Annotated in this window: 1 protein-coding gene; it reads right to left on the bottom strand. The window is 66.6% G+C overall.

What is annotated here, in order from left to right; genetic code table 11:
- Nucleotides 1-55: 55 nt before the first annotated feature.
- The gene (locus tag ACESMD_RS10445; RefSeq protein ID WP_372612900.1) at nt 56-1,057 is read right to left on the bottom strand and encodes an aldo/keto reductase; all 1,002 of its coding nucleotides are present in this window, start codon (nt 1,055-1,057) and stop codon (nt 56-58) included.
- Between the last annotated feature and the right edge of the window lie 97 nt (nt 1,058-1,154).

Below are 1,154 nucleotides of genomic sequence, written 5' to 3'. Positions count from 1 at the left end.
GGGCGTTCTCCCGGCTGGGCGAGAAGCGTCGGGCGCGCAGGAAAGGGGCAGAGGACTAGCCGAACTCCTCGGTGTCGACTTCCGCCTGCTGGGCCTCGCCATAGCGAGCACCCGCCACCTGGTCCGGGGTCATCATGGCATCCAGCCGGGTAACGGTTTGCGGCGCCAGGCGCAGGCCTTCCGCCGCCAGGTTCTCGCGCATGTGCGCCACGCTGCGAGAGCCGGGAATCGGGATGACATCGTCGCCCTTGGCCAGCAGCCAGGCCAGGGCCAGCTGGCCGGGCGTCACCCCCAGCTCGTCCGCCACGGCGGTGAACGCCGCCAGCAGGCGCCGGTTGCGGGGGAAGTTCTCGGCGCTGAAGCGCGGCAAGTTGCGCCGCATGTCGCTTTCCTCCAGGCGGTCGGGGTCCTCCACCGCCCCCGCCAGGAAGCCCCGGCACAGGGGGCTGAAGGCCACCAGCGCCGTGTCCGCCTCGCGGCACGCCTCGATCAGCGCGATCTCGGGGTTGCGGGTCCACAGCGAATATTCGGACTGCACCGCCGCGATGGGATGCTCGGCCCGGGCGCGGCGCAGAGTGGCCGCGCAAACCTCGGACAGGCCGATGGCACCTATCTTGCCTTCCTCCACCAATCGCCCCAGCGCCCCGACACTCTCTTCGATGGATACCCGGCGATCCAGGCGGTGAAGGTAATAGAGGTCAAGATGATCGGTCTTCAGGCGCTGCAAGCTCGCCTCGCATTGCTCCCGCAGTGTCTCGGGACGTCCGTCGATCACCTTCCTGCCGAGTTCCGGAGCGAAGGCCATGCCGCATTTGCTGGCCAGGAAAACCCGATCACGCTTGCCCTGCAGCGCCTTGCCCACCAGTTGCTCGTTGGCGGTCGCCCCGTAGAGGGTCGCGGTATCGAAATGGCGATAGCCCATCTCGAAGGCTTCATCGAGGGCGCGCAGCGCCTCGGGTTCGGGCATCGGGGTGCCGTAGCCATGGGAGAAGTTCATGCAGCCCAGGCCGATGGTGGGGGAGGCAACGGCTTTCAGATAAGTAAAGAGGGTCGTCATGACGAGCGTTTCCTTTGGCAAGGTTCTGGTCAGCCATGGAGCGTAGCAAGTTAGACCGACGAAGGCGCAGCGGCGTTTGACAGTTCACCACTACAGG

The organism is Halomonas sp., from assembly GCF_041689495.1.
Taxonomy (GTDB): domain Bacteria; phylum Pseudomonadota; class Gammaproteobacteria; order Pseudomonadales; family Halomonadaceae; genus Halomonas.
This window is presented reverse-complemented; position numbering and strand designations above follow the sequence as displayed.

Bases quoted from the DNA above. Each gene is read 5' to 3' on its own strand.
- ACESMD_RS10445 (WP_372612900.1), bottom strand. From the start codon at position 1,057: ATGACGACCCTCTTTACTTATCTGAAAGCCGTTGCCTCCCCCACCATC.